Source organism: Fundidesulfovibrio soli (assembly GCF_022808695.1).
GTDB lineage: Bacteria > Desulfobacterota > Desulfovibrionia > Desulfovibrionales > Desulfovibrionaceae > Fundidesulfovibrio > Fundidesulfovibrio soli.
The window spans coordinates 39523-65082 of the sequence record NZ_JAKZKW010000003.1 but is presented as its reverse complement, the minus strand read 5'-3'; the positions used below and the strand labels follow the sequence as shown (position 1 = coordinate 65082).

General features: G+C 66.0%; 21 protein-coding genes. 5 read left to right on the top strand and 16 right to left on the bottom strand.

Annotation, left to right across the window (positions count from 1 at the left end; genetic code table 11):
- Positions 1-79 precede the first annotated feature (79 nt).
- From MLE18_RS05590 to MLE18_RS05575, 4 genes are read right to left on the bottom strand one after another with little or no spacing between them, the layout of a single operon-like run.
- Positions 80-517, bottom strand: a complete 438-nt coding sequence (locus MLE18_RS05590; RefSeq protein WP_243368111.1) for a universal stress protein — start codon at positions 515-517, stop codon at positions 80-82.
- Positions 517-915, bottom strand: coding sequence for a biotin/lipoyl-containing protein (locus MLE18_RS05585; RefSeq protein ID WP_243368109.1), 399 nt, complete (start codon positions 913-915; stop codon positions 517-519). Before MLE18_RS05585 ends, MLE18_RS05590 begins: the two co-directional genes overlap by 1 nt.
- A 13-nt stretch (positions 916-928) precedes the next feature.
- The gene (locus MLE18_RS05580; RefSeq protein WP_243368108.1) at positions 929-2038 is read right to left on the bottom strand and encodes a YeiH family protein; all 1110 of its coding nucleotides are present in this window, start codon (positions 2036-2038) and stop codon (positions 929-931) included.
- A gap of 13 nt (positions 2039-2051) precedes the next feature.
- The gene (locus MLE18_RS05575; protein WP_243368105.1) at positions 2052-2474 is read right to left on the bottom strand and encodes a universal stress protein; all 423 of its coding nucleotides are present in this window, start codon (positions 2472-2474) and stop codon (positions 2052-2054) included.
- A gap of 311 nt (positions 2475-2785) precedes the next feature.
- Here MLE18_RS05575 and MLE18_RS05570 point away from each other — a divergent pair, with 311 nt between their 5' ends.
- Positions 2786-5674: a bifunctional diguanylate cyclase/phosphodiesterase gene (locus tag MLE18_RS05570; RefSeq protein WP_243368103.1), complete on the top strand. Its 2889-nt coding sequence runs from the start codon at positions 2786-2788 to the stop codon at positions 5672-5674.
- Positions 5675-5849: 175 nt separating this feature from the next.
- Here the strand turns inward: MLE18_RS05570 and MLE18_RS05565 are convergent, their stop codons facing one another.
- On the bottom strand, positions 5850-8405 hold the full coding sequence (locus MLE18_RS05565) for a hybrid sensor histidine kinase/response regulator (RefSeq protein ID WP_243368101.1): 2556 nt from the start codon (positions 8403-8405) through the stop codon (positions 5850-5852).
- Between the two features lie 222 nt (positions 8406-8627).
- On the opposite strand from MLE18_RS05565, the gene MLE18_RS05560 reads away from it, so the two are divergent.
- Both MLE18_RS05560 and MLE18_RS05555 read left to right on the top strand, forming a co-directional pair.
- A complete protein-coding gene (locus MLE18_RS05560; RefSeq protein ID WP_243368098.1) occupies positions 8628-9074 on the top strand; it encodes a CreA family protein in 447 nt (148 codons plus the stop codon).
- Entirely contained in the window at positions 9074-10672 is a 1599-nt protein-coding gene (locus tag MLE18_RS05555) for an ABC transporter substrate-binding protein (protein WP_243368097.1), read from the top strand. The genes MLE18_RS05560 and MLE18_RS05555 overlap by 1 nt, the downstream gene beginning before the upstream one ends.
- A gap of 21 nt (positions 10673-10693) precedes the next feature.
- Here MLE18_RS05555 and MLE18_RS05550 read toward each other — a convergent pair whose 3' ends face one another.
- The 4 genes from MLE18_RS05550 to MLE18_RS05535 form a co-directional block, all read right to left on the bottom strand.
- Positions 10694-12250, bottom strand: a complete 1557-nt coding sequence (locus MLE18_RS05550) for a diguanylate cyclase (protein WP_243368095.1) — start codon at positions 12248-12250, stop codon at positions 10694-10696.
- Positions 12251-12443: 193 nt separating this feature from the next.
- Complete coding sequence (locus MLE18_RS05545) at positions 12444-13718, bottom strand: EAL and HDOD domain-containing protein (RefSeq protein WP_243368092.1); 1275 nt, start codon at positions 13716-13718, stop codon at positions 12444-12446.
- 142 nt (positions 13719-13860) lie between these two features.
- A complete protein-coding gene (gene gpt, locus MLE18_RS05540) occupies positions 13861-14355 on the bottom strand; it encodes a xanthine phosphoribosyltransferase (RefSeq protein WP_243310405.1) in 495 nt (164 codons plus the stop codon).
- 38 nt (positions 14356-14393) lie between these two features.
- Positions 14394-14822, bottom strand: a complete 429-nt coding sequence (locus MLE18_RS05535) for a hypothetical protein (protein ID WP_243368090.1) — start codon at positions 14820-14822, stop codon at positions 14394-14396.
- Between the two features lie 224 nt (positions 14823-15046).
- Between MLE18_RS05535 and MLE18_RS05530 the strand changes: the two genes are divergently transcribed.
- Positions 15047-16330, top strand: coding sequence for an EAL and HDOD domain-containing protein (locus MLE18_RS05530; RefSeq protein ID WP_243368088.1), 1284 nt, complete (start codon positions 15047-15049; stop codon positions 16328-16330).
- Positions 16331-17280: 950 nt separating this feature from the next.
- On the opposite strand, the gene MLE18_RS05525 is transcribed toward MLE18_RS05530, so the two are convergent.
- The 7 genes from MLE18_RS05525 to upp form a co-directional block, all read right to left on the bottom strand.
- Entirely contained in the window at positions 17281-18060 is a 780-nt protein-coding gene (locus MLE18_RS05525; RefSeq protein ID WP_272881502.1) for an amino acid ABC transporter ATP-binding protein, read from the bottom strand.
- Entirely contained in the window at positions 18047-19099 is a 1053-nt protein-coding gene (locus tag MLE18_RS05520; RefSeq protein ID WP_243368086.1) for an amino acid ABC transporter permease, read from the bottom strand. The genes MLE18_RS05525 and MLE18_RS05520 overlap by 14 nt, the downstream gene beginning before the upstream one ends.
- 114 nt (positions 19100-19213) lie before the next feature.
- Positions 19214-20002 carry an amino acid ABC transporter substrate-binding protein gene (locus MLE18_RS05515; protein ID WP_243368083.1) on the bottom strand — a complete coding sequence of 263 codons (789 nt, stop codon included), beginning with the start codon at positions 20000-20002 and terminating at the stop codon, positions 19214-19216.
- 191 nt (positions 20003-20193) lie between these two features.
- Positions 20194-20682, bottom strand: coding sequence for a transcription elongation factor GreA (gene greA, locus MLE18_RS05510; RefSeq protein WP_243310400.1), 489 nt, complete (start codon positions 20680-20682; stop codon positions 20194-20196).
- 305 nt (positions 20683-20987) lie between these two features.
- A complete protein-coding gene (locus MLE18_RS05505; RefSeq protein WP_243368080.1) occupies positions 20988-21491 on the bottom strand; it encodes a hypothetical protein in 504 nt (167 codons plus the stop codon).
- Between the two features lie 165 nt (positions 21492-21656).
- Positions 21657-22904, bottom strand: coding sequence for a uracil-xanthine permease family protein (locus MLE18_RS05500; RefSeq protein ID WP_243368078.1), 1248 nt, complete (start codon positions 22902-22904; stop codon positions 21657-21659).
- Positions 22905-22913: 9 nt separating this feature from the next.
- On the bottom strand, positions 22914-23540 hold the full coding sequence (gene upp, locus MLE18_RS05495; protein ID WP_243368077.1) for a uracil phosphoribosyltransferase: 627 nt from the start codon (positions 23538-23540) through the stop codon (positions 22914-22916).
- A 305-nt stretch (positions 23541-23845) separates the two neighbouring features.
- On the opposite strand from upp, the gene MLE18_RS05490 reads away from it, so the two are divergent.
- Positions 23846-25519 carry a DEAD/DEAH box helicase gene (locus tag MLE18_RS05490; RefSeq protein ID WP_243368075.1) on the top strand — a complete coding sequence of 558 codons (1674 nt, stop codon included), beginning with the start codon at positions 23846-23848 and terminating at the stop codon, positions 25517-25519.
- Positions 25520-25560 lie beyond the last annotated feature (41 nt).

Here is a 25560-nt window from a genome sequence, read left to right as displayed (position 1 = left end):
CCCGGCGCGCACCCCTGTCAACGCGGCGCGTCGCGGCGACGCGGGGGGGCCGGTCCGCCGCGAAGCGCCGGAAACAGGTTCAGCCGTCCTGCGCCCGCACGAGGTACAGCGAGCAGGGCAGCCTGGGGACGAGCCCGGCCGCGGTGTCGCGCAACACCTCCAGACCGCGCCTGAAAGGCTGGGCCATGACCAGCAGGTCGTACGCTCCCGAGGCCAGCTCCTTGAGGATCTCCTCGGGCACGCGCCCTGAGGCCACCTTCAGCTCGAAGTCGATGCCTTTCGTCCTCTCGCGCAACATTTCGGGCAGCCCGGCAGCTTCCCGCATGTCGTGCTCGGCGGCCCACTCGATGTAGCCGCCGCGCGCGTTGGAGCCGGAGAGCCAGTCGCTGCCGAGGTAGTCGTGCCAAGTGGCGTCCTGCACGAACAGGGCCGTGAGGCCCGCCCCGCGTTCGGCGGCGAGCTTCACGGCCTCGTCAATGGCCCTGGTCGATTCGTCCAACGCCAGGAGGATGCGCATTAGGGCAGCGTCCCCTTGACGTGTTCGACAACCAGCAGTCCATTGCCCTTCTTGAACGCCTCACCAGCGGCCAGCTTCAGGGAGAGCACCTTGCCCGGAGTCTTGGACTTGAACGTCTCCGTGACGGCGGTTTCCTGCATCTGTCCCTGGACGAACTTCTTCTTCTTGGTTTCGTAGACGTAGAGTGGCTGGCCTTCCGCTATGGTGTCGCCGACCTTGACCTTGATCTCAGTCAGCTTGCCGTCCACCGGGGCCTTGATGGTCACGGAGGGCAGGAAGAAGGCCATATAGCTGAGCACGATCACCACGGCCAGGCCTGCGAAGAAGCAGGCGGCCACGTCCTCGTGCCTGTCGGTCTTGAATACGGTGAGTGCTTTCTTCTTATCTTCGGCGGACATGTGCTGCTCCTTCTTAGAACGAGGCTTCCTTGCCGATGAACAGCAAGATGATGACAAGCGAGAGCACCAGCTTGAGGGTGCCGGCGGCCACGCCGATCTTGAGGGGGGCGCCGCCCGCCTTCTTGATCTCGCCGAAGTCGATGTAGGCGCCCAGGCCCACCATGCCGATGCCGAAGATCCAGGCCATCCAGTCGCGCAGCATGTGCAGCGTCTCGGAGCCTTCCTTGCCGAGCATGTCGAAGGAGGAAAGGGCCGTCATGCCGAAGAAGCCCAGCACGAAGATGGGGAATTTGGACTTCAGGATGCCCCACAGGCTCATGTGCTCTTCCTTGGCTTCGCCGCGCCAGTACCAGAGCGTGATGAAGAAGACCACGAAGGGGATGGAGATGACGCGCACCACGTTCCAGATTTCGCCGTAGGCCACGGCGGTGCCCGGAGCGATGGCCGGGTTGAAGGACAGGCAGGTGGCCAGCACCTGGCCGGAGTTCAGGATGCCGGTGCCGACCCAGGCGCCGAACTGGTAGTCCGAGAGGCCCAGGGCGCGCCCGATGGGCGGCGTGATGAACATGGACATGATGCCGAAGCCCAGGATGGTGGCGATGGCCAGGGCCACCTCGGCGGGCTTGGCCTTGACGCCGGGGCTGGTGGCGATGGCGGCGGAGACGCCGCACACGCCGCAGGCCGCGCCCATGACGCCCACCATGGAGCGGTCCATGCCGAGCTTCTTGCCCATCCACATCACGAAGAAGATGGTGCCGAACACGAAGGCCACGATGAGCGCGATGGCCAAGCCGCCGACCTTGGCCAGGCTCTGGATGGTGTAGAGCGAGCCCAGCATGATGACGCCCGTTTTGATGAACAGGCGGGTGGTGCGGAAGCCCTCGGCCGCCCAGTCGGGGATGCGGCCCCTGAACAGCAGGTTGCGGTAGGCCATGCCCACCAGGATGGACATGAGCACGTAGTTGAGCCCGATGGACTTGGTTATGTAGCCCTTCTGCCCGAACACTGCCACCCCGGCCAGCCAGGGTTCCACAACCTGCTTGAGCAGATACAGCGTCAGGACCATCATGGCCAGGCCGGGCACTATGGCCGCCAATTTCCCCAGAAAACCTCTCTCTTCCATTTCGTTCGACTCCCTACTTTACGATCAACACATTGCAGGCCGCCAGTTCCGCCACGCGCGAGGAGACGGAGCCCAAGAGCAGCTTCGCCGCCCCGTGCTTCCCCTGGCTCCCGACTACGATCAGCCCGGCTCCGGCCTCAGCCGCTGCCTCCACGATGCACTCCGCAGGCCGGCCGTACTTGATGACGACCCCGGCCTTGACGGAGCTGGTGTCCAACGCATTGGAAACCTTCGCCATCCGTCCCCTGGCCTCTGCCGCCAGGCTGCCCGCCACAACGTCGCACTCCTGCTCGGAGAGTTCCTCGGTGGAAAGGCAGAGATCGGGCACCACGGTGACGATGGTGAGCACACCGCCGCTGGCGGCCGCCAGGTCCGCTCCGGCTTCCAGGGCCTTGTCGGCCAGGGCTGAGCCGTCGTGAGCAACAAGCACGTTCATCAACGAACCTCCACTTGCGGTTTATGCCTTACCCGGGGGCCCTGATGTCAGGGCCAACCATCCGTGCGCATTGCGCCGTAGCCGGGCCATTCGTAATAGCAACCGCCGTACCAACAGGGTTCAAAACATAATATACTTTAATCATTCATATTTTTCTGAATATGGTCGACGGAGGCTGCCAACGGGCGGCCTGAAGGTGCCAACGCCCGTTGGCACCCTCGGCCATCCGGCTATCTTTCACAGAAATGTTAATCTTTGCTTTTGGGTGGCATCGCGTTACAATCGCGTCACGCAGACACCCGGGAACGACGATGCATCAGCCAGACAGCGACCCAACAGCCAGCCTGACCCACTTCAAGGCCTTCTTCGCCCACGTTCCCATCGCGGCCTGCCTGATGGACGCAAGCGACACGGCGATCCTCGTGAACGCGGCCTTCGAACGGCTTTTCGGCTTTTCCAAGGGGGAGATCGAAGGCAGGTCGCTGCGCGGGCTGGTCATCCCGGAGGACCGGAGCAGCGAGCTGGCCGCCCTGGACCGCACCGTCGCGCCGGGCCGCCCTGCCACCATGGAGACCACGCGCAGGCGCAAGGACGGCCGCCTCATCGACGTGGTGATAACTTTCTTCAACGTCTGCGAAACTCCCGGCCGGGAGTGCTACTTCGCCACCTACACCGACGTCTCCCACCTGCGGGTGGCCCAGCAGAACCTCCTGCGGGCCGAGAACCAGTTCCAGGCCTTTTTCGAGAACGCGGCCGAGGGCATCTTCCAGACCACACTCGAGGGTTCCTACCTGGTGGTCAACCCGGCCCTGGCCCGCATCTACGGCTACGCATCCCCCGGGGAGCTCATGGCCTCCTTGAGCGACATCCGCCGCCAGCTCTACGTGGACGAGGGCAGGCGCGAGGAGTTCGTCGAGCGCATCACCCGCGACGGCGAAATCAAGGACTTCGAATCCCGCGTGTACCGCAAGGACGGCTCGATCATCTGGATCAGCGAGAACGCCCGCGTGGTGCCCGGTGAAGACGGACGGCCCGCCTTCTACGAAGGCACCGTCACGGACATCACCGCCCGCAAGCAGGCCGAGGACATGCTCACCGCCAGCCGTGAGCGCTACCGCTCGCTGGTGCGCTCGGCCACGGACGGCATCCTGACCCTCAAGGACGACCTGGTCTCCAGCAGCAACATCAAGGCCCTGGAGCTGTTCGGCTACACCCGGCAGGAGATCGGCGGGCTCTGCGTGGCGGACCTCTCCCCGGAGCTGCAGCCGGACGGTTCGCCCTCCGCCCAGAAGGCACGCACGCTGCTGGACAAGGCCCTGGCCGGGGAGCCCCAGCGCTTCGAGTGGGTGCACAGGCGCAAGGACGGCTCCGAGTTCGAGGCCGAGGTATCCATCAACCGCTTCGAGGCCATGGACGAGGTGTTCGTCACGGCGCTGGTGCGCGACGTCAGTGCGCGCAAGCGCACGGAGGCCGAGCTGCAGCGCGAGCGCGTTCACCTGAAGATGCTCTTCGAGAGCTCCCCCCAGGCCATCGTGCTCAAAAGCCCCGAGGGGCGCATCCTGGACATCAATCCGGCCTTCACCGCGCTCTTCGGGCACACCAAACCCGATGTCCGAGGCGAATACAACCGCCACCTCATCGTGCCCGACGAACTGACAAGCGAAGCCGAGGGTTTCCACCGCACCGTGGTCTCCGGCAAGACCGTCTGCAAGGAGACCCTGCGCAAGACCAAGAGCGGAGTGCTCATCCCGGTTTCGGTGCTGGGCTATCCCATCATGCTGGATGGCGCCATCGAGGGCATCTACTACATCTACGAGGACATCACCGAGCGCAAAAGCTTCGAGGAGCAGCTGACCCACCAGGCCTTCCACGACTCCCTCACCGGCCTGCCCAACCGCTCCCTGTTCATCGAACGCCTGGGCCGGGCCATGGAGCGCGGCAAGCGCCGCCCGGACTACAACTTCGCCGTGCTGCTCCTGGATCTTGACCGCTTCAAGCGCATCAACGACAGCCTGGGCCACCTGGCCGGGGACGTGCTGCTCAAGGGCATCGCCCGCAGGATGGAGAGCTGCCTGCGCTCGGTGGACACCGTGGCGCGGCTGGGCGGCGACGAGTTCGCCGTGCTTCTGGAGGAGTTCAGAAACTCCCGCGAGGTCATCGAGGTTGCGGACCGCATCCGCGAGGTGCTGGACCGCCCCTTCACCATCTCCGGCAACGAGGTGTACTGCGGGGCCAGCATCGGCATCGTGCTCAAGACCAAGGAGTACGACACCACCGAGGAGATCCTGCGCGACTCCGACATCGCCATGTACCGCTCCAAGGAGTCCGGCAAGGACAGGCTCGCCTTCACCCGCAAGATGCGCGAGCAGGCCATGGAGCAGCTGCACATGGAGAACGAGTTGCGCCACAGTCTGAAAAACGACGACCTGGCCCTGCACTTCCAGCCTATCGTCTCCACCGTGGACGGGAGCCTGCAGGGCTTCGAGGCACTGGTGCGCTGGAACCACCCCTCGCGCGGCATGATCCCCCCCGACCGGTTCATCCCCCTGGCCGAGGAGACGGGGCTCATCCTGCCCCTGGGCGAGTGGGTGCTCACCCAGGCCATGCGCCAGATGGCGCAGTGGCGCGAGAGCGTCACCGGGGCGGACAGCATTTTCATCACGGTGAACATCTCCAGCAAGCAGTTCCGCCAGCCGGATCTGGTGGAGGTGGTGCGCCGCGTGCTGGAGGCCTTCGCCTTGCCGCCCTCGCGGCTGCGCCTGGAGATCACCGAGAGCGTGCTCATGGAGGACGCCCGGGGCGCGGTGGACAAGCTGGCCAGACTCAAGAGCCTGGGCGTCAGACTGCTGGTGGACGACTTCGGTACCGGGTATTCCTCGCTGAGCTACCTGCAGCGTTTCCCCATCGACGGGCTCAAGATCGACCGTTCCTTCATCAGCGGCGGCGGGGACAGGCGGGAGAACATGGAGATCGTGCGCACCATCATCGCCCTGGCGCGCAACCTGGGCCTGGGCGTGGTGGCCGAGGGCGTGGAGACCGTGGAGCAGTTGGAGAGCATGATCGAGCTGGAATGCGGCAGCGCCCAGGGTTTCCTCTTCGCCAGGCCCATGCCCGGGTGGGAGGCCGCGCGCCTGATAGGACGGGCATTCGAGCTGCCCGGCCACGACTTCATGGGGTGCAACACCTCCAGCGGCTGCTAGCAGCCTGCTGAAACATCCTCGCTGGCTGCGTTGCTGCAAAAAAGTCAAACCCTCACGTAGCCAACTACGCTTCGGCCTTGACTTTTTCTTGCGCCTTGCCAGCGAGTTTTTTGAGCAGGCTGCAAGAATCGGCGTGTTTCAACGAACTGCCGGGGCGCAAGCCCAGCCGACGGGATCACGTCCCGGCGGACCTGGCCTCGCTGACGGCGCGGGCCATAGCCCGCTCAAGATCCACCCGGCTCACCGGCTTGACCAGATACTGGTTCATGCCCTCACGTAGGGCTTCCTCACGCTCCTCGGGCATGGCGTTGCCTGTGAGCGCCACCAGGGGCAGCCCAGGGTCCCAGTTTCCCCCGCCCGCCCGTATGCGCCGGGCCGCCTCCAGCCCGCCCATCTCGGGCATACGCATATCCAGGAGGACCACGTCGAAGGCCTCCTTCCCCAGCAGTTCCAGGGCCTCGAGCCCGTTGACCGCCGTGCGCACCGAGTGCCCGGCCATCTCCAGCAGCTTCACGATCACCAGGCGGTTGATGCGGTCGTCTTCCGCCATGAGCACCCTGAGCGGGCGTGACGGCCGGGAGGACGCTGCCTCCGGCGGGGTCCAGACGCACTCTCCGGGGAGGCATGTCGGCAGCACCAGGGTGAAGAAGAACTCGCTGCCCTCCCCCGGGGTGCTATGCAGGGTCAGATATCCGCCCATGGCTTCCACCAGGCGCCTGGCGATGGTCAGCCCCAGGCCGGTGCCTCCCTGGCGGCTGGTCGTCCCCCCCGCCTGCGTGAAGGAGTCGAAAACCCGGGCCTGGTCCTGCGGCAGCAGGCCAACGCCGGTATCGCGCACGGAGAAACTGAGCACGACCTTGCCATGATCCCCATGGGGCTCGCCCGGCAGACAGGCCTCGGCGAGGCGCACGCAAACCGACACGGTGCCTTGCTCCGTGAACTTCACCGCGTTGCCCACGAGATTGAGCAGGATCTGGCGCAGCTTGGTCTCATCGGCCTGCACGGCCTCGGGCACGCCTTCGCCGATCGAGCTGGCGAGCTCGAGGCCCTTGGATTCGGCCAGGGGGCGCAAGGTGCGCACCACCGTGTCCAGGAGGTCGCGCATCCGCATGGGCGCGGGGCGTAGCTCCACCTTGCGGGCCTCGATCTTGGAGAGGTCCAGGATGTCGTTGAGCAGCCCCAGCAGCGCCCTGGCCGCCACGTTGAGCGTTTCGAGGTATTCGCGCTGCTCGGGCGAAAGGTCCGAAGCCAGCAGCAGTTCCGCCATGCCCAGCACGGCGTTCATGGGGGTGCGTATTTCGTGGCTCATGTTGGCCAGGAACTCGGTCTTGGCCTGGCTGGCGCTCTCGGCCCGGGAGATGGCCCTGATGAGGCGCTCGTTGGCCAGGGAAAGCTCCGCCGTACGCTCGGCCACCTTGCGCTCCAGATCCTTGTTCTGGCCGGTGATGATCGCGTTGCGGGACTCCAGGGCTTCGAAGGACTCCCGCAGTTGCCGGGCCATGTCGTTGAAGACGCGGGCCAGGTCCCCCAGCTCGTCCTGGCGTCCCTCTGGAATGCGGGCCTTGAAGCGGCCCTTGGCCAACGAGACGGCCGAGGCCCGGATCTGCTCGATGGGGCGCACGATCCAACGCGCCGTAATCAGTCCAGCGAAGCTGGCCGCCAGGATGGAGAGCAGGCAGAGCAGCACCGTGCGATGCGTGTTCTCCTGGATGGAGGCCAGAAAGTCGGATTTCGGCACCCCCACCACCAACCGCCAATCGAGCCCGAGCGCGTCCGTGAAACGCACGGACCTGGCCATCACGGTCTCGCCGTCCAGCTCGAAGGCGAACAGCGCGGGTTCCGTCGCCCCGCCGGAAGCGGCATGCCGTTTCAGGGCGATGGCCGCGGCCCGGACGGACCTGTCGCCGGACTCCTCCGCGGGGATGCGCTTGTAGCCGCTCTCCTGGTCGCCATAGAGGGGGGTATCCATGGATGTGGCCACCAGCAGGCCCCGCTCGTCCATGAAGAAGGCCCAGCCGTTGGTCCCAATGCGCATCTGGCGCAGATAGTCGCTGATCTGGGAGAGCACATAGTCCACGGCGAACACGCCCCGCAGTGCGCCGGATGCGTCGTAGACCGGGTGGGATGCGGTGATCGCCAGGTCCTTGATGACGAAGTGGCGGTAGATCGGAGACCAGACCGGTTTGCCCGCCTCCACCGCCGCCGCGTACCAGGGCCGGGTGCGCGGGTCGAAGTTCTTGAAGACGGCCACCACCTCCCCGGCCCTGTCATCCGGGGTCAGGGCGTAATAGGTGGAGTTGCCGCCGGTGGACTTCCCGGCATGCACCAGCTGCACCTCGCCGCGCTCGCCGCGCCTGGCGCCGTAGAACTCGCCGTCCGGCAGGCCCACGAAGTTGTACATGGCGGTGGGGAAGGCCCGCATCTGGCGGGCGAAGAACGGTTGCCAGGATTCCTCGCGGCCGAGGTCCAGCCCGCCGAGTTCCAGCGCGTTGGCGTCGATCCAGTTGGTCAGGGGGGGCGCGCCCAGGAATTCCCGGGCTCTGGAGACGATGCGCGCAGAGACCTCTTCGTCGAGCTGCCTGGCCACTTCCTCAGCGGAGCTGTGCCCGGCCACCACGGCCAACCAACCGGCCAGGGCCACAGCCAGAGCGGTCAGGGCGACGAAAGGCACCACGAGGGCCGTGGTGATGGAGCGTCTTTTGAAGATCGTGCTCGGGAGTGCGTCCGGCATGGTGCGGTTCCCTGGGATTGAACGGATTGAAGGCAGCCAAGCCGGTATCAAACTATTGGCAACCCCGTCTTACGGCAAGGGAAATTCTACCGCCGGGTTCGCCCCGGCGCTCATGCGGGCGCGCGCCGGTCCAGCCCGCCCTTGCCCGCGGGGGCTCGCTTGTGTACAGACTTGCCAGCCCGGTTCACTCCGGCGCGACACAACCCAATAGGAGCCGTTGACATGTTCCTTCGCATCCTGCCACTGCTTTGCGCCGTGCTGCTGGCCGTACCCGCCCTTGCCGAAGAGATCGACTGCGTGACCACGGAATGGAAGCTCCTGGGCGCCAACCACAAGGTCTGCGTCTACGCCTTCGAGGACCCGGACATCCCCGGCGTGACCTGCTACCTGAGCCAGGCCCGCACGGGCGGCATCTCCGGGGCGGTGGGCGTGGCCGAAGACCCCTCCGAATTCTCGATAGACTGCCGCCAGACCGGCACGGCGGCAATTCCCGACAAGCTGCCCAAGACCAGGAAGGTCTTCTCGGAAGGCACGTCCGTGCTCTTCAAAGACACCACTGTGACCCGCATGTGGGACGCCAAGCGCAAGGCCCTGATCTACCTGGCCATCAGCCGCAAGATCATCGCCGGGTCGCCCAAGAACGCCCTCTCGACGGTGGTGGTGCACTGATGATCCGCCCCGGCTCCGGTTCGCCCGGCTCCGGGGCTGCTCCGCGCGGCCCGGCCGCCCTGCTCCTGGCCGCCGCCCTGTGGCTGGCCCTGCTCGACCCTTCCCCCGCGCACTCCAGGACGCTCAAGCTCGCCCTCGACTCCATCCCCTTCACCCTGGACTACATGAGCGCCCTCACGGGCAACCTGACCACCTACGCCCACTGGGTCTTCGACCCCCTGGCGCGCTGGAACGGCGAGATGAAGCTCGAACCCAGGCTGGCGGAGCGCTGGCTGCTGCAGGACCCGCAGACCCTGCGGGTGTACCTGCGCGAGTCCGTCACCTTCCACTCCGGCAACCGCATGACCGCGCAGGACGTGGTCTGGTCCATCCGCCGCGCCCAGGGCTCCCCTTCCTGGAAGGCGCTGTTCTCCAACCTGGAGCGCGTGGAGGCGGTGGGCGAGCACATGGTGGACTTCCACTTCTCCCGCCCGGAGCCCCTGGCCGCCAACCTGCTCTGCTACATCTTCCCCATGGATTCCAAATACTATCAGGGCACGGACGCCAAGGGACAGCCCAAGGACGCCATCTACCGGGGCGACCCCGTGTTCGCCCACGCCAAAGCCTGCGGCACCGGCCCCTTCATGGTCTCCGGCTTCGACCCCGACCGGCGGCTGACCCTGGAGCGCTACCCGGAATACTGGGACGCCAGGAGCAGGGGCAACGTGGACAAGGTCGTGATCACCGCCATGCCCGACGCCGCCGCGCGGTGCGCCGCCCTGGTCTCCGGCCTGCAGGACTGCGTCTCGCCGGTCTCCCCGCAGGAGACTGAGCGCCTGCGCAAGACGCCCGAAGTCGGGTTGACCTATATGGCGTCCTCCCGCGTGATAACCATCGGCTTCAACCCCGCCGCCAACCCCGAATTCGAGGACCGCAGGGTGCGCCAGGCCTTCATCGCGGCCATCAACAACGCGGGCATAACCGACAAGGTGATGAACAAGCTCACCGTGCCCGCCCACCAGCTCTCGGCCAGGGGCATGTCCGGCTTCAACCCCGACCTCGTTCCGCGCTACGACCCGGAAAAAGCCCGGAGGCTCATGCGCGAGGCAGGTCTGGAGGGGGGCATGCGCGTGAAAATGATCGCCCCCAGCAACCGTTACACCAACGACGTGCTGGTGGCGGAGGCCGTGGTCGTTATGCTGGCCCGCATCGGCGTGAGCGTGGACCTGGAAACCATCCCCCTCGCCCAATACTGGCCCGCCTTCCAGGAGCGCCGGGCCGGGCTGCAGATGCTCGGCTGGCGGCCCGACACGGAGGATTCGGCCAACAGCTTCCAGTTCCTGCTCATGTGCCGCAAGCCGGAGGGGGACGTGGGTTCCGCCAACTCGGGGTACTGCAACCCCGACCTGGACGAGATGGTGGAGGCCGCCGCCAGGGAATGCGACCCGCTTGAGAGAGGGCGGATACTGCGCGGGGCCGAGCGCCTGGCCTACGACGACGCCGCCTGCATCACCCTGCATTACGAGCCCCTCACCTGGGCCTTCCGCAAAAACGTCCGCCTGGAAAGGGCCGTGACGCCGCAGAACAACCTGCTCCTGGGCGAAGTGGAGATGAACTGACCGCTCTGGAGCGGACGCCGGTCAGGCCGGGTTGCGCACGCAGTAGGAGGACACGGCCGTCCTGTTGCGGCCCTGTTTCTTGGCCCGGTACAGCGCCTCGTCCACGGCCTTGTAGAGCGAGGAGAAATCCTGGATCGAGGGGCAGACCTCGGCGACTCCCAGACTCAGGGTGCAACTGACCGCCTGGGCGCCCACCATGTGCGCGGGCCTGCACGAGACGGCCTGCCGGATGCGCTCCGCCAGGGCCACGGCGTCCTCCAGGGTGGTTTCGGGCAGCAGCACCGCGAACTCCTCCCCGCCCAGCCTGGCCACGAAATCGTTGGAGCGCGCCGAGCGTCGCACCCGCCCCGACACTTCGCGCAGCACCTCGTCGCCCACGGGGTGGCCCCAGGTGTCGTTGACCAGCTTGAAGTGGTCCATGTCCATGAGGATCAGGCTCAGGGGCCGCTCGTAGCGCAAGGCCCGGGTAATCTCAGAATTGACGATCTCCGAGAAGCGCCTGCGGTTGTACAGGCCGGTGAGCATGTCCGTGTCCGCGCGGATCGTCAGCTCCGCCTCGGCCTCGCGCAGATTGGCCATGGCCTCCTGCAGCCTGGAGTTGAGCATCCCCAGATACAGGGCCGCCAGGATCAGGGCCAGCAGCAACGAGCCGACCACGGCCACCAGCAGGCCGTGCTGGCTGGTGAAATCCCTGAGGGATATGCGCCCGTGGTCCTCGTAGGGCGACACCCGCAACTCGCGCATGATGCGGTGGATGGACTCGTAATCCAGGGGCACGGTCCACTGCACGCTGTTGTCCGTGCACGTCCCGGGCGGCATCGTCAGCAGCACGGCGGCCACCGCCTTTGCCTGCCCCTCCGGCGTGTGGGCCAGCCTGGAGAAGGGCCATTCCGGCACCAGCTCCGTGGAGTACAGGAAGGGGAAGGCCGGGTTTGGCTGAAAGCCGGGCGGAAGGAGTATCTTCACGTCCTCAAGGCGCAGCTGGCCTTTCTGCGCCATGCGCTCCAGGGTGTCGGTGCGCACGGTGCCCACGTCCGCTCCGCCGGAGAGCACCATCCGCACCACCGCGTCGTGGGTTCCAGGGAAGCTCAGCTGCGGGCAGACCTTGCGAGGATCCACGCCCTGGGCGCTCAGCGTGGAGAGGCCCACCAGCCAGCCCCCCATGGAGCCCTCGGAGGTGGCCGCGAAGCTCTTGCCCCGGATGTCCTGCAGGGTGTTGATGTCGTCCCGTCCGGCTTGCGTGAAGATCACCCCGCCGAACGACGCCGTGACCCGGTCGCCCATCTGGTTGACCAGCGTGGCGATGCGCATGGCCCTGTAACGGACCTCCAGGTTCACGTAGATGGCGGGGTTCGCAAGGATGTAGTCCACCGTGGCCTCGGCCGCGGCCCGGTCCACCTCTTCGAAGTCCAGCGGGACCAGCGTGAAGGCCACGCTTGGCAGGGCGCGGGAGAGGCTCCGCACCAGAGGCGACCACTGCTCCAGGCAGGCATCCTTGCCGCGGTTGGCCAGCACGCCGATGCGGGCCTGCGGTTTGGCCTCCTGCGCGGCGAACAGGCAGGTCGGCAGGAGGCACATCAGAAGCAGGAGGACAGCATACCGGAGCGCCCGGCCCGCCTGAACGGCTCCCGGGGATGACGCGTCTCGCGTCTCAGGCAGGGATGCTCCGTCGCCCGTCGTCGTCCGCATGGCTTCACCCTGTCTCATGCGATGCAGAACTTCAAGCACTAAGCTGAGTTACGACGTTTTCACAGTACGAGGCCCAGTTCTGTCACGCCATCTGCTGATACACTTGTCCGGTGGCCTCCCCGGCCTGCATGTACAGGTCCGCGGCCGCCGGAAGGGGGATGTTCAGCCCGGTGAGATGCGCCCGGGCCGAGTCCCAGGCGTCATGGCTCACGCTGTCGCCCAGGGCCGTGAAGCGCGACAGGGGCTCGCTCGCGTCGCGTAGCAGGGCCCGCTTGAGGTCCTCGCTCAGGGGCATGTCGTCGACGATGTCGCGCATGGATTCGCCCAGGAAGGCGTCCACGTTGCTCAATAGCCCGAGCAGGAAGAGCTTGTCCGGGCTGTGGCCCCCCCCCGGCACGCGCCCGCCCAGCAGGGACAGGAAGTTGGCCAGGTGCAGGGTGCGGTAGCACAGCTCGCGCCCCCGGTCGGAGGGGTCGATATCAGAGAGAACGGCCGCCAGAGCCCACTTTCTCAGGGTGTTGGTCCCCACGAGGGAGGCCGCGCGGTGGAGGGTGTCCACCCGGTGGGTCATGGCGAAGGCCGCGGTGTTCACGAAGTGCAGCAGGCGCACGCTCAGGGCCACGTCGGTGGAGATGTTGCGCACGATGGCGTCCAGGTCGGCTGTGTCGTCAGCCAGTTCCTTGAGCAGCCTGAGCCGCGTGAGCTTGTGCGTGGAGAGGCGCTTGCCGGTGAGCTCCTGCGGGCGGGCGAAGAAGAAGCCCTGGAAGAAGTCGAACCCCAGGAACTTGCAGCTCTCGAACGCCTTCCAGGTTTCCAGCCGGGAGGCGACCAGCTTACCCTTCCAGCCCTGCAGCCCCGCCCGGATGCGCGCCGCCTGCTGGCCCGGGTTTTCGCCCACGGGCACCTTGATGAAGCTCGCCAGGCGCAGGAGCTCCGCCTTGCCCTCGGCGGCCTCGGGCGTGAAGTTGTCCAGCAGGAAGACGTAGCCCGCGCCGTGCAGGTCCTTGCAGGCGGCGATGAATTCGGGGGACGCTTCGGCCGCGCAGGGCACCTCCAGGATTACCTTGCCCGGCGGCAAGGCCAGCACGTGGCGCGAGATGATGTTGTCCATCCCCACGTTGACCGTGAGCTTCAGGCCCTGCTTCACCCCTTTGGAGGCCAGGGCGAAGCCGTCGGCGATGATCCTGTTGGTGGCTTCGTCGTAATCGGTGATCAGGGCGCAGCTGTCGCCGTCGCAGGTCCTGAAGAGGACCTCGTATCCGAAGGTCTCGAGCTTGCGGTTGAAGATGGGTTGCCTGGCCACCACGAAGTCGTAGGCGGGCATGTCAGTCCGGGCGGGATCGTGTGCGTCGCTCATGCGCTCTCCCTTGGAAAAATGCGTACCAACCAGGGCGGCGCGGCTCGAACGGACTGACGGCTTGTTCCCAGGTTTACGTTATTTATGAATCAATCAAATACGATCCCGCGTCAAGAACCTTCCCTGATACATCCCGGCGGCCTCAGCCCATGGGCGCCGCGCATTGGGCGATGGGCTGCACGAATTGGGGTTGCGAGTCCCAGGGGAAGAGGATCCAGGTATCCTGGCTGACCTCGGTGATGAACGTGTCAACCAGCGGGCGGCCTTCGGGCTTGGCGTACACTGTGGCGAAGTGGGCCTTGGGCAGCATCTCGCGCACGGCAACGGCGGTGCGGCCGGTGTCCACAAGGTCGTCCACCAGGAGCCAGCCCTCGCCGTCGCCCTGCACGCCCTTGAGCACGCGCACGCCCTCGCCCTGCACCTGCCCCTCGTAGCTGGCCACGCAGATGGTGTCGATGAGCCGGATGTCCAGCTCGCGGGCGATGATGGCCGCCGGGATCAGGCCCCCCTTGGTGATGGCGTAGATGCCCTTCCACGGCCCCAGGGACATCAGCCGCCAGGAGAGGGCCCGGCAGTCCCGCTGGAGCTGCTCCCAGCTGACGGGGTACATGCGTTTGTAGCGTTCGGCGTCGGTCATGTGCACTCCTGAAGATATTGTGGCGCGCCCGTGCGGCCTCAGCGGCAGCGGCCGGCCTGGCTGGCCTGCCGTTGCAGCTCTTTGGCGTTCTTGAGGGGGTTCGCCGCGTCGAGGACGAGGAAATGGGCCTGGCGGCAGTCCCGGCCTGTGCGCCAGCGCACCCGGTACAGGCCCTGGGACATGGGGCTCCCGGCCCCGAAATCGGCCGGATAGCGCAACGACTCCTGATGCCCCGCCGGGCGCTTGCGCGCCGTGCGGCCGCCGGGGGCGGTCACCTCGCATTGCGCCCCCCGCAGCCTGGATTCCTGCAGGCCGCGCACGCCCAGGACGGCCTGGCCGTCCGGGGGCACGGGCGCCTGGGGAGCGGTCACGCCCCAGCGGTCGGCGGCGTGCGCGACGCCGGTATGTGCGGGAGAAAGCAGCGGGAGGGCCAGAAGCGCGAGGAACAATACTGTGATGCGGCGCATGCGGTAAAATGTACCGCTTTGCGGCGCGTGGTCAAGTGATTGCCCTCAGCGGGAGACATGTCGCCACGTTCGGCTTACCCCCGCCGGACTGTTAAGGGTTCGAAGCGACACGCAGCCGCCCTTGCAAGGAGGGCCAAAACAGCTTAAAGAGGTTTCTGCTCCATTTTTTCTGTGTTTTCAAAACGATACGTCGTATCAACGGTTTAGTGAGGCCCGGTTGTCGTATGCTCCAGCAAGACCAGTCCGAGTCGGCAGCGTGCTTTCTCTCCCGCCACCCCGTCTTCGACAGAGACAAGACCATCTCCGCGCACGAGGTCGTGGCGCGCTCCTGTCTGCATCCCGGGACCCCGGCCCACTCCGACGTGCAGGCCTTCTCCTGGCTGGTGACCGACGGCGCCTCCGAGCTGCAGAGCCTGCTCGAGGAGTGCAACCGCCTGCTCATCAACGTGCCCGACCCCATGCTGGACGCCCCCGAGGTGCATCTGCTGCCCATGGACCTGTGCGACCTGGTGGTCAGCCCCGAGCACTGCACGCGCTCCAACCTTAGCGAGGTCCTGGAGTTCCTGCAGGACTACGGCTACTCCATCGCCCTGCGCTTCGAGGGCGGATGCGGCCAGCACGAGCATCTGCTGCGCTATGCCAGCATGGTCATCCTGGACCTCAAGCTCCTCAGCCCCATGCAGTTGGCCAAGGAGCGCAAGTTCCTCAAGAAATTCCCGCTCAAGCTCATGGTTTCCGGCATCGGCACCTGGGAGGCCTTCGCAGGGTCCAAGGCCCTGGCGTTCGACTATTTCTCGGGGACCTTCTTCGGCCGCCCCGAGATCGTGAAGGGCCGCAAACTCTCGGTGAACAGCCTCACGCGCATGGAGCTGATCTCCGCCCTGCTCAAGGAGGACTCCACCTTCGCCGAACTGGCCGCGCCCATCGCCAAGGACGCCTTCCTGAGCTACCGCCTGCTGCGCTACGTCAACTCGCCGGGCATGGGCCTGGGCCGCACCGTGAGCTCCATCGAGCACGCCGTGGCCATCCTGGGCGACACCTCGTTCAAGCACTGGGCCATGATGGCCCTGGTCTCAAGCCTCGACTCCACCCCCAAGGGCGAGGAGCTGGGCTACCTCTCGCTGCAGCGCGGGGCCTTCCTGGAGAAGATCGCGGCGAGGGCCGCCTCCTCCCCGCTGCCGCCGCGCTCCATGTTCCTGCTGGGCCTGTTCTCCCTGCTGGACGCCATGCTCGATCAGCCCATGGAAGAGCTGGTGGGCACCATGCCCATGGACCCGCGCATCAAGGCCGCCCTCACGGGCGAGCGCAACATGCTCGCCCCCTGGCTGGACCTGCTCGAATGCGTGGACCAGAACCAGTTCTGCGACGTCACCGCCATCCTGGAAGGCCAGAAGGTCAATCGCTTCGGGGCGGCCAGGGACTACCTGGAGGCCGCCCGCTGGGCCAGGCACTGCTTCAGGGCCGGGAAGGACGGCGAGGACGAGGCGCAGGAGCAGGCGGGGGCGTAGTATGGCTTTAGGTCGCCGGCACCCGCCGCGCGCCGGTCATCCCGCACTAACGTGAAGCCGCGTGGGGTTCCAAGGGGCTTAGGCCCCTTGGCCGCCGGAGGCTCCACCTCCCCCTGCCCGCCTACCCTGGGGAAGTACTCTCCGCTGCTCCCCCGCTATCCCGAATCGTTTTAGCTTCGGGTCTGTTCCATCGGAAATCATTCAACTCTTGCTCGGTATTCCCAGCATTGGCATCACATCCCGCACTGCATATTTACAATGCCAAATCTTATTGACTTTATATGATATTTTCAATACCTTAGCCAAGGGAGGCAAACATGGAACCACCAATCAACCCAACAAGCAGATGGCGAAAACTTGTCATCCTCACACTCAAGAAACTGATTTTCTTCTGGGTCCTTTGGACAATTTACTTCAATTTTATGCGGTAATTTGACATGCTAAACAATAAATATATTATATATTTTTTGGATTTATCGCACGATGCCGCATGCTGTGCCATCTCGTACTTCATTGCCGACGCCACGCGGGACACTGTTTCTCATCTGATTTCACTGATTAAATAACAAGATGGAGCAGGCCGTGGCCAGCTCCATTTGTTGCGATTAATTCCTTTTCTTGTCTTCAAGCTCAGGGATACGCTGATCGTGCTCACCGAAGGCGGTTCTTCTGCCAAACCGATTCCATCCGCCAGAAGACTCCCACATATTCCTGAATGGACGGCGCATAGCGACGATTGTCACCTGACACCGCAGCACTGGCGGAGCAGGTTGTGAGTTGGTTCGCTCGGCTGGCTCCAGCGTCTCCCTGCAAACGAGCCTTCAGCTCTCGACTCCCCTTCCGCTTCGCGTCCACAGCGCGATTATTCAGAACGCAAAAAGCCGACGGGCCATGCCCGTCGGCTTTCAACATTTTGGAAGACCAAGCCCTCGGGAGGGCGAAATCCGGCGCTACATGATGCGGTCGATGAAGCTCTTGATGCGCGGCAGCTCGCAGTCCTTGCCGAAGAACTCCGCTGGAGGGTCTTTCAGCAGGATGCGTCCGTCCTCCATGAAGGCCACGCTGTCCGCCACTTCGCGGGCGAAGCCCATGTTGTGCGTGACGATGATCATGGTCATGCCTTCGAGGGCCAGCTTCTTGATGGCCTCGAACACCTCGCCCACCAGCTCCGGGTCCAGCGCGGAGGTGGGTTCGTCGAAGAGCATCAGCTTGGGCCGCATGGCCAGTGCCCGCGCGATGGCCACGCGCTGCTTCTGCCCGCCCGAGAGCGTGGCCGGGAAGCGTTCGGCCTTGTCGGCCATGCCCACCTTCTCGAGCATCGCCAGGGCCAGGTCGCGCGCCTCGGCCTTCTGCTGCCCGAGCACGGTCACGGGCCCTTCCATCACGTTGCCCAGCACCGTCATGTGCGCGAAAAGGTTGAACTGTTGGAAGACCATGCCGATCTGGGTCCGCAGGGCGCAGAGGTTCTTCTGGTTGTCCAGCACCAGCTTGCCGTTCACGGTGCGGTAGCCCGCGGGCTTGCCCTCGAAGAGGATCTCGCCGGAGTCGATGGTCTCCAGGAAGTTCATGGAGCGCAGCAGCGTGGACTTGCCCGAGCCCGAAGGCCCGATGATGACCACCTTGTCGCCCCGGTCCACGGTGATGCTCACGTCGTCCAGGGCGGCGTGCTCGCCGAAGTGCTTGCGGATGCTGCGGCACTCGATCAGCGGGGCCGCGTCAGCGTTTCTCATAGATTCCCACCCGCTCCTCGATGCGCTCGAAAATGAACGTGAACACCGTGGTGAAGAAGAGGTAGATCACGCCCGCCAGGATGATGGCCGTGACGTTGAAATAGGTGTTGAACATCTGGTCCGCCGCGCGCATCAGCTCCACCATGGCGATGGTGGAGACCAGGGCCGTGTCCTTGATCAGCGCCGTGAACTCGTTGGCCACGGGCGGGATCAGGCGCTTGTAGGTCTGGGGGATGATGACCCGGCGCATGGCCTGGCCGTAGGTCATGCCCAGGGCCTTGGCCGCCTCCATCTGTCCGGCGGGGATCGACTCGATGCCTGCGCGGATGATCTCGGCCAGGTAGGCCGAGTAGTTCACGCCCAGGCCGATGAGCGCCGCCGTGAGGGGCCTCAGCGTGATCCCCAGCGACGGCAGGCCGTAATAGATGAAAAAGAGCTGCAATAAGAGCGGCGTGCCCCGGAAGAGCCAGATGATGAACCAGCAGGGCATGCGCAGCACCCTGAAGGAGCTCAGGCGGCCCAGGGCGATGATCAGCCCGCCGATGGGCGAAATGATGATGGTGCAGAACACCAGCAGCAGCGTCATGCCCGCGCCGGAGAGCAGCGAGGGCAGGAAGCGCTGGCAATCCTTGAGGAAGCGCTCCCAGCCGGGCATGCGGTCCCGCTCGATGGAGGCGATGAGGTTCTTGGCCTCGGCGTGGCCGGAGAAGTGGGCCAGCACGTCGCGGGCGGCCTGCACCGCGCCGTCGAAGTCCTCCCGGGCCAGGCGCAGCCGGGCCACCTGCATGCGCGCGGAGGCGTACTCGCCCTCGTCCTCCTGGGTGCCTTCGCCCGGGGCGGGTACGGCCAGGTAGGCGGCCTCGGCGTCCTCCAGGCGGCCCTCGGCCATGGCGTCGCGCCCCTGGCGCATGAGCTCTTCCACGTCGGCCGCGAAAGCCTGAAGGGGGGCGTGGAGAAGGCCCGCGCACAGCGCGCAGAGCAGGGCCAGGATGATGGCCAGGCGCGTCGGGGGAGCAGAACGTCGGACGGGATTTCTCACTGCGCGGTGCCTGTGGGGATGCTTTTGTGCCGCCCTGATGAGAGGGCTGGCCGGTTGCGCGTCAAAGGGGGCCCGGCGCGCCGGGCCCCCGCATTCGTCAACGGAGCCGAAGCGTTACCACTTCTTGGGGTTGGCGATGTCCTCGCCGAACCACTTCTTGCTGATCTTGGCCATGGTGCCGTCGGCGACCATCTGGTCGAGGGTCTTCTGCACCTGGGCCTCCAGGTCCTTGTCGGCCTTGCGGAAGGCGATGCCGAAGGGCTCCTTGGTGATGAAGCCGGGCACGACCTTGTACTTGCCGGGGTTGGTGGAGACGAAATAGCGGCCGGAAACGTTGTCGATCACCACGGCGGCCAGGCGGCCGGCGTCCAGATCAAGGAAGGCCTTGGGGTTGGCGTCGTATTCCTTCACCTCGGTGGGGGCCTTGGGCAGCTTCTTCACGGCCTCGACCGCGGAGGAGCCCTTCTGCACGCCGATGACCTTGCCGCCCAGCTCGGCGAAGCCCTTCACCTTGCTGTCGGCCTTCACCACGGCGATCTGGCCGTCCATGATGTAGGGCTTGGTGAACAGCACCTTCTCGGCGCGCTCGGGGGTGATGGTCATGCCGTTCCAGATGCAGTCGAACTTCTTGGAGTCGAGCGAGAGGATCACGCCGTCCCAGGCGGTGGGCTGCCACTCGATCTTGATGCCCAGGCGCTTGCCCAGCTCTTCGGCGGCGTCGATGTCGAAGCCCACCAGCTTGCCGTCGTCCTGCTTGAAGCCCATGGGGGGGAAGGAGTCGTCCAGGCCGATGACAAGCTTGCCGGCCTTTTTCACGGCGTCCCAGGAGCCGTCGGCCGCCTGCGCCATTCCGGTGAAACCGATCAGAAGAAGCGCCAGAGCCAGAATCCAGATGCGTTTCATTTCAGCCTCCAGTTGTGATTGCGTGCCTTGCCAGAGACACCGCCCGGCTTCGCGGGCAAACCCGCACCACCTATAGGATGCCGGGCTTTGTGGCAAGGGGGTGACGGACCCGCCCCGCCCCTTGGGTCCCGGGGGCCGCAAACAAAAAGACCCCGGCCGGGGCCGGGGTCTCGCTGTTTATCGCCCGCCGATCAGGACTGGGCCTGGGGGCCGAGGAAGCGGATGGAGACGATCTCGTACTGGATCTTGCCGCGCGGGGCGTCCACGATGAACTCGTCGCCCTCCTCCTTGCCGATCATGGCCTGGGCCACGGGGGAAAGGATGGAGATGCTGCCCTTGGAGGGTTCTGACTCGTCCGGGCCCAGCAGCGTGTAAGTTTTGCTCTCGCCGGTGTTGACGTCTTCGATCTCCACGGTGGCCCCGAAGATGGCCTTCTCGCCGTCCAGGGTGGCCAGGTCGATGACGCGGCAGGTGCCCAGGCGGCCCTCCAGGTAGCGGATGCGGGCTTCAAGCATGCCCTGGCGCTCGCGCGCGGCGTCGTAGCCGGCGTTCTCCTTCAGGTCGCCTTCCTCGCGGGCCTCTTTGATGGCCTCGATGACGGCGGGACGCTCCTTCTTCAGGTTGTCCAGTTCCTTTTCCAGACGCCTGTAGCCTTCGACGGAAATGGGGATGTTCTGCATGTTCGGCACCTCGAATCGTCCAGAGGACTTCGGAATAAAAAAATGACTGGCCCGGAACCTTGCGGTCCCGGGCTCAATCCGGTTGGTCATTCTTAAGGCAGCTCCCGGCCGCGGTCAAGGGGGGACGGCCCGCGACGCGATGGCCGGCTGGGGTTCGTGCCCGGCAGCTGAGGCCCGAGCGGGCGCGGGTATGATCTTGCGCTGGCGCTTGCGCCAGATGGGCGTCCTCCCCGGCAGCTTGATCAGGCCCGGGTCCGCGCGGGCCGCAGCGGCCGGGCACGGACCCGGAGAATCGAACCTCCGCCCTAATGCACGGTGCGGCCCTTGTTCGCGGCGTAGAGCCTGGCCTTCTCCTCGCGCTCCTTGAGCACCTCGGCCTCCAGGCCGTCCAGCCGGGCGCAGAGGGTTGCGGCCACCTCGGCCACGCCCGCCCCGCCCAGGCTCTCCACGTGCTCCAGGTCGGCGGCCATCTGCTTCTCCATGCGCTCGGACTCCAGGAACATCACGTAGGCCAGGGCCAGGGCGGCGTTATTCTCCTCCGAGCCGTCGCAGAGCACCACGATCTGCTCCAAGCCGGCCGTGGCGAAGAGCGTCTCCACGAACATGCCGATCCACTTGCGGTGCAGCTCGGGCAAGAGCGCGGGCACCGTCTCGGCCACGCAGGCCGCCGCCTCGGGCGAGAGGTCCGGCCGGGTGGCCCCGAGCAGCTCCTTGATGTCGTCCTGGCGGGTTTTTCGGGCCTCCAGGGCGCGCAGGTAGAGCACCTTGTTGATGTACAGCCTGCAGGCCGCCTCGCGCGGGTCAATCATGGCTTCTCCGTGGGTTGCGGTCACGTTGTGGGGCGCCATTCCAGCGTCTGTTCAAAAACCGCGCGGGCAAGGCGCGCGGGAAAGCCGGGTCCGAAGCGTATTGCGCATACGTGAGGGTCCGGCTTTTTCCACGCAACGCGGCCTGCGCGGGAATTGCAACAGGCGCTATCCTTCGGCCCTGTCCTGCGGCAACAGCAGGTTCAGCACCACGCCCGCCACGCCGGCCAGGCCGATGCCCTCCAGGTGGATGCCCCAGAAGCTGAAGCTCATCTTGCCCATGCCGAGCACCACGATGAGCGCCACGATGACCATGTTGCGGGGCTTCATGAGGTCCTGCCCGTCCTGCACCAGGGAGTTCAGGCCCACCACCATGATCGCGCCGAAGAGCAGCAGCATGATGCCGCCCATGACCGGCGCGGGGATGGTCTGCAGCAGGGCTCCCAGCTTGCCCACGAAGGCCAGGGCGATGCCGGTGAGCGCGGCCCAGGTCATCAGGGCGGGGTTGTAGATCTTGATCAGCGACACCGCGCCCGTGACCTCGGCGTAGGTGGTCAGCGGGGGGCCGCCCAGGAAGCCCGCCAGGGTGGTGGCCACGCCGTCGCCCATGAGGGAGCGGTGCACGCCGGGCTTGTCGATGTAATTCTTGCCCGTGACGGAGCCGATGGCCAGGATGGAGCCGATGTGCTCGATGATGGGCGCGATGGCCACGGGCAGGATGATCATGATGGCGTCGAAGCTGAACGCCGGGGCCACGAAGTTGGGCATCTTGAACCAGGGCGCGGCGGCCACGGGGGCGAAGTCCACGATGCCCATGACGAGGCTTGTGGCGTAGCCCGCCACGATGCCGCAGACGATGGGGATCAGCTTGAGCATGCCCCGGCCCTTGATGGCGATGAGCACCGTGACGGCCAGAGAGATCATGGAGATGATCATGGCCTGGTTCTCGGGGTAGAGCACCTTGGCCCCGTCGCCCGTCTTGCCCATGGCCATGTACACGCCCACCGGGGCCAGGATCAGGCCGATGACCATGATCACCGGGCCGGTGACCACGTGCGGCAGGATGCGCAGCAGGAAGCTCGTGCCCTTGGCTTTGATGAGCAGCGCGAAGAGCACGTACATGATGCCCACCGAGGCCAGGCCGCCCAGGGTGGCGGCCGTGCCGTGGCGCTGCACCGAGAGCATCACCGGGGCGATGAACGCGAAGGAGGAGCCCAGGAAGATGGGAATCTGGAACTTGGTCAGCACCTGGTAGATGAGCGTGCCCAGGCCCGCGGTGAACAGGGCCACGTTGGGGTCCAGCCCGGTGAGCAGCGGCACCAGCACGAGGGCGCCAAAGGCCACGAACAACATCTGGGCTCCCACGGGCACGTCCCGCAGGCGCAGCTGGTAATCGCCGTTGTTAACCAAAGCCATGACTCCCCCCTATTTGGTGCCGAAGATTTTATCGCCAGCGTCGCCCAGGCCGGGCAGGATGTAGCCCACTTCGTTGAGGCGCTCGTCGATGGCCGCCACGTAGACGTGCACGTCCGGGTGGGCGGCCTCCAGGCGCGCCAGTCCCTCGGGGGCGGCCACCAGGAACAGGCCCTTGATCTTCTTGCAGCCCGCCTCCTTGAGGAGGTCGATGGTGGCGATGAGCGTGCCGCCCGTGGCCAGCATGGGGTCCAGGATGAGGGCGGTGCGCTTATGGATCTCCTTGGCGAGCTTCACGTAGTAGCGCACGGGGGAGAGGGTCTCCTCGTTGCGGTACATGCCCACCACGCTGACCTTGGCCCCGGGGATCATGTCCAGCACGCCGTCCATCATGCCCAGGCCCGCGCGCAGGATGGGAACAACGGTTATTTTCTTGCCCTTGATCTGCTCAACTTCCACGGGCCCGGCCCAGCCCTTGATGGTCTTGGGCTCGGTCTTGAGGTCCTTGGTGGCTTCGTAGGTGAGCAGCCTGGCAACCTCTCCGGCGAGGTCGCGGAATTGGTTGGTGCTCACGCCGTCCTGGCGCAGAATGCCCAGCTTGTGCTTCACCAGAGGGTGGTCGACCACTGTGACAGGCATGGACCTCTCCTTATTTTTTAAGTTTTCACATGTGCAGCAAACCTCCAGGTTCTTGCAGAATTGGCGCTGGCCGGTCAAGACCGTTGTTGACACCGCCGTTAAAAGGCTTATTGGTGTTCCCGGCGCACACCGCGCCACGGCATGCCTGCCTGCGTGGCGGGGGCTAGCTGCAGCCCCGCCCATCCCGCCAGACTGTTCCTGCCGAAACCAACGACATTATCCCCGATGACGCTTCCCTGACGGGTCGGCAGCACGCCAAGTCACGCTCGCTCATCGCCTCACAACCAGAACACGAGGTTCTCCTTTTGCAATTCGATTCTTTCGGTTTTCATCCCACCATTTCCGCCAACATCAAATCCCTGGGCTATGAAGCCCCGACCCCCATACAGGCCGAAGCCATGCCCCACGTGCTCGAAGGGCGCGACGTCATGGGCCTGGCCCAGACCGGCACCGGCAAGACCGCGGCCTTCCTGCTGCCCATTATCGACAGGTTCATGAAGGACCCCAAGCCGCTGCGCGGCACCGTCCGTGCCCTGATCATCGCCCCCACCCGCGAGCTGGCCGAGCAGATCAGCGAGAGCGCCCGCGACTACACCAAGGGCGCGCGCATCCGCACCGTCACCGTGTACGGCGGCGTGGGCCTCGGACCCCAGGCCAGCCGCCTGCGCCAGGGCGCCGACATCCTGGTGGCCTGCCCGGGCCGCCTGCTGGACCACCTGAACCAGGGCAACGCGAATCTTTCCGGCGTTGAGACGCTGGTGCTGGACGAAGCCGACCACATGTTCGACATGGGCTTCCTCCCGGATATCCGGCGCATCCTCTCCACCCTGCCCAAGGACCGCCAGACCCTGCTGTTCTCCGCCACCATGCCCGACTCCATCCGTGGGCTGGCCAACGAGACGCTCAAGAACCCGGCCCTGGTGCGCATCGGCCGCACGGCTCCGGCCTCCACCGTCGAGCAGTGCCTCTTCCCCGTGCCCCAGCACCTGAAGACCAAGCTGCTGCTCAACCTGCTGGAGCAGAAGCCCGAAGGCTCCGTGCTGGTGTTCACCCGCACCAAGCACCGCGCCAAGCGCCTGGCCGAGCAGCTGGAGCGCTCCAGCCACACGTCGGCCTGCCTGCAGGGCAACCTCTCCCAGACGCAGCGCCAGAAGGCCATGGACGGCTTCCGCACCGGCCGCTACCGCGTGCTGGTGGCCACCGACATCGCCGCGCGCGGCATCGACGTCTCCCGCGTGGCCCACGTGGTCAACTTCGACCTGCCCGACACCCCCGAGACCTACACCCACCGCGTGGGCCGCACCGGCCGCGCCGAGCGTGAAGGTCAGGCCTATTCCCTGGTGACCCACGAGGACAACTCCATGGTCCGGGCCATCGAGCGTCTGCTGGGCAAGACCATCGAGCGCAAGAAGATGGACGGCTTCGACTACGCCGTGCCCGCCCCTGACCGCCACAGCGACTTCGACCGGCCCATCATGCGTCCGGGCGGCGGACGCGGCGGTTACGGCGGCAACAACCGCCGCTCCGAGGGCGGACAGGGCCAGCGCCGCCCCGCCTACGAGGGCTACTCCGCCGACACCAGGCGCCAGCCCGCCTCCGGCGACGGCGTGAGCCAGCCCGCCACCCAGCCTGCCGCCGGGCATCTCCCCGGCCACCACGCCGGCCAGAAGCGCCAGGGCCAGGAGCGCCAGGGGTATTCTGGCGAGCGCCGCCGCGCCCAGGGCGGCCAGGGCGGCCAGGGTCCCTACGCCAACAACCGCCGCCAGGAGTCCGGCGAGGGCGGCACCCGCCGCGCCGAGGGCTACCAGGGCGCCAACCGCCACCAGGGCGGAGAGCGCAAGCCCTCCTTCTACGGCAGCAGCATGGGCCAGGAGGCCGGACAGGGCTTTGCCCGCCGCGATGACTCCGAGGCCAACCGCCCCTCCAGGCAGAACGGCAGCCGCCGCCGCGAAGACGCCGACGGCAACCGCGCTGCTTAAGCTGAGCCCGCACTATTGAAATGAAAAGGCCCCCGTCTCGC